Consider the following 2,629-nt stretch of genomic DNA (forward strand, 5'->3'; position numbering starts at 1 on the left):
GGCCAAAAGAAGGGCTCGAATACGCATCATGGATCGCGGTTTAAACCAGGGCCTCTGAACAGCGGCTGAACGCGCAGTCTACCGGCGTTCAGTCCAAAGAGGAACGCCGAGGGATGAAATCTCCGTCGCAAATCCGTGTGCGAAAACGCTCGCCGGCGTGCGCCGGGCTCCCAGCATGACCACAATGTCACGCTGATGAACCCTATCTGAAACGCGCCGTTCAGACGCGGCTCAGGCGCAAGGGGGTCATCTGGCGTCAACGCAGCCCGATCGGTTGCGTCAAGTTGAAGGAGCCCGACCATGGCCAAGTTCAAAACCCTGATGATCCCCGTCCTGGCCGCGACGACGGCCGCCGTCGCCCTCGGCGCCGCCCTGCCCGCCGCCGCGCAATCCCATCGCCACGCGCCGGTCTATGAGAGCCGCCACGACGGCTGGCAGTCGATCAACCAGCGCAAATACAACCTGGACCGTCGCATCGACCAGGGCGTCCGCACCCGCCAGCTCAGCGTCCGCGAAGCCAGCCGCCTGACGAACGAGCTGAACAGCCTGGTGCGGCTGGAACGCGCCTATCAGCGCGACGGCCTCAACCGTCGCGAGCGCATGGAGCTGGATCGCCGCTACGACGCCCTGTCGGCCAAGGTCCGCTATGAGCGTCGCGACCACAACGGCCGCCGCTGGTAGAGTGAAGGACGCCGACCTTCGAAAGGCTGCGGGAGACATCCCGCAGCCTTTTTCGATTCTGCTCCACTTAGGGAGGCAAGCGGACTGGAGGACGACGCCTCGCCTGCCTATCTTGGCCTTATGTCCATCGCCCGTCTTGATAGTCGCGCCCTGATCCGCGTCAGCGGCCCCGACGCCCGCCCCTTCCTGCACAATCTGCTGACCCAGGATGTGGAGACCCTGCAACCGGGCGAGCTTCGCTTCGGCGCCCTGCTGTCGCCGCCGGGGCGGCTGCTGTTCGACCTGTTCATCTGGGGCGAGGAAGACGGCGTCGTGCTGGACGTCGCGGCCGAGCGGCGGAACGCGCTGGTCCAGCGCCTGTCCATGTACAAGCTGCGCTCCAGGGTCGAGGTCATGCCCATTCCCGACGCGGTCTTCGTCACCTGGGGCGACGGCGCCGCCGACGGCTTCGTCGCCGATCCGCGCCTGTCCGCCTTGGGCGGCCGCCGCTGGGGCGATCAGAGCGAAGCCGACGCAACCGAAGCCGACTGGCAGGCGCACCGCCTGGCCCTCGGCGTGCCCGATCCGACCCAGGACGCCCTGATGGACAAGACCTATCCGATCGAGGCGGACTTCGACCTGCTGAACGGCATCGACTTCCACAAGGGCTGCTTCATCGGCCAGGAGACGACCTCGCGCATGAAGCGGCGCGGGACGATCAAGAACCGCATGATGGCCATCGCCTTCGACGGCCCCGCCCCCGAACGCGGCGCCGAGGTGCTGAACGGCGAACTGCGAGCGGGCGAAGTCATGACCGGCGCCGAAGGACGGGCCATCGCCCTGATGCGGCTGGACCGCATGGACGGCGATCTGACCGTCGAGGGCCGCCCCGTACGGGTCGAGAAGCCCGCCTGGATCCCTGATCTGTAAGGCTAAATCCGACAAAACGGAAAATCTGCTTGTCGTGATGTAAAAGTCGCTTGACGCAAACGCGACCCTGTTGGTAAAGCTTACTTGTCAACACGACAGGGGAGCTTGTCATGAATACCGAGATCACCGCCGCCGACGCCGTCGCCGCCAACCAGAAGAAGATGGACGACCTGACCGTCGTCCTGTGCGCCCTGACCGTGGTCGTGGTCGGGGTCAGCGCCACCGCCGCCACGCCGTTCTGGCCTGAAGCCTGGGGCCGCGCGCCGTCGATCGGCGTCGTCGTCCTGGCCGCCGGACTGGCTGTCTTCCTGGCCCTGCACACCCTCTACTGGTGGCGCGCCCTGGATGAGGCCGCCAAGGAAGCTCACAAGTGGGCCTGGTGGTGGGGCGGCAATCTGGGCTTCGTCGCCGGCGGCGCGGCCGTCATCATCGCCGCCCTGGCCGGCGTGAACCTGTTGCCCGCCGCCCTGCCCCACACGGATGCCGCCCTGATCGCCCTGGGCGTCGCCGCCGCCTTCGCCGCCCAGGCCGTCGGCTACGGGATCGCCTGGTGCGGCTGGTGGATCGCCCGCCGATGACCAGCGCCTTCATCAACCGCCTCAAGGTCTTCCGCGCCGAGCGCGACTGGACCCAGGCCGACCTGGCCGAACGCCTGGGCGTCTCGCGCCAGACCGTCCAGGCGCTGGAGAAGGGCCGCTACGACCCGTCCCTGCCCCTCGCCTTTCGCATATCCCGCCTCTTCGGCCAGCCGATCGAAGCCATCTTCATCGCCTGACCCCGCCTGGCCTGAGTCCGCCTGCCCCTCTTTTTCAATCGAAACATCGAAATCCAAAGGACCGTCATCATGTTCAACCTGTTCTCGACCGCCGCCGACCGTTTCTCGGGCTTCGCCATGGGCGTCTGCGGCGCCCTGCTGATCAGCCTGGCCGTTCAGGCCGTGCCGACCTTCGGCCGCTCCGTCGAACCTCCGGCGGCCGCCGTCGCCCAGATCGCCGCCCGCTGATCCCTCTTCGCGCCTCGCCTTCTCGCCGCCGGCCTC

The 2,629-nt window shown here is 67.2% G+C and carries 5 protein-coding genes; all 5 read left to right on the forward strand.

From position 1 onward, the window contains the following. Nucleotides 1-300: 300 nt before the first annotated feature. Nucleotides 301-681 (forward strand): hypothetical protein, encoded by a 381-nt coding sequence (locus tag RT567_RS15895; RefSeq protein WP_313577186.1) that lies wholly within the window; start codon nt 301-303, stop codon nt 679-681. A 120-nt stretch (nt 682-801) separates the two neighbouring features. Further along, nucleotides 802-1,590 carry a folate-binding protein gene (locus tag RT567_RS15900; RefSeq protein ID WP_313577187.1) on the forward strand — a complete coding sequence of 263 codons (789 nt, stop codon included), beginning with the start codon at nt 802-804 and terminating at the stop codon, nt 1,588-1,590. Between the two features lie 110 nt (nt 1,591-1,700). Continuing rightward, nucleotides 1,701-2,168, forward strand: coding sequence for a hypothetical protein (locus RT567_RS15905; protein WP_313577188.1), 468 nt, complete (start codon nt 1,701-1,703; stop codon nt 2,166-2,168). Continuing rightward, nucleotides 2,165-2,365, forward strand: coding sequence for a helix-turn-helix transcriptional regulator (locus tag RT567_RS15910; protein WP_313577189.1), 201 nt, complete (start codon nt 2,165-2,167; stop codon nt 2,363-2,365). The genes RT567_RS15905 and RT567_RS15910 overlap by 4 nt, the downstream gene beginning before the upstream one ends. Nucleotides 2,366-2,434: 69 nt before the next feature. Continuing rightward, a complete protein-coding gene (locus tag RT567_RS15915; RefSeq protein ID WP_313577190.1) occupies nt 2,435-2,593 on the forward strand; it encodes a hypothetical protein in 159 nt (52 codons plus the stop codon). Nucleotides 2,594-2,629: the final 36 nt, after the last annotated feature.

The organism is Brevundimonas sp. (assembly GCF_032107865.1).
Lineage (GTDB): Bacteria > Pseudomonadota > Alphaproteobacteria > Caulobacterales > Caulobacteraceae > Brevundimonas.

Excerpts from the sequence above, each read along its gene's own strand:
- RT567_RS15900 (WP_313577187.1), top strand. The coding sequence starts at position 802 with ATGTCCATCGCCCGTCTTGATAGTCGCGCCCTGATCCGCGTCAGCGGC.
- RT567_RS15895 (WP_313577186.1), top strand. The coding sequence starts at position 301 with ATGGCCAAGTTCAAAACCCTGATGATCCCCGTCCTGGCCGCGACGACG.
- RT567_RS15910 (WP_313577189.1), top strand. The coding sequence starts at position 2,165 with ATGACCAGCGCCTTCATCAACCGCCTCAAGGTCTTCCGCGCCGAGCGC.
- RT567_RS15905 (WP_313577188.1), top strand. The coding sequence starts at position 1,701 with ATGAATACCGAGATCACCGCCGCCGACGCCGTCGCCGCCAACCAGAAG.
- RT567_RS15915 (WP_313577190.1), top strand. The coding sequence starts at position 2,435 with ATGTTCAACCTGTTCTCGACCGCCGCCGACCGTTTCTCGGGCTTCGCC.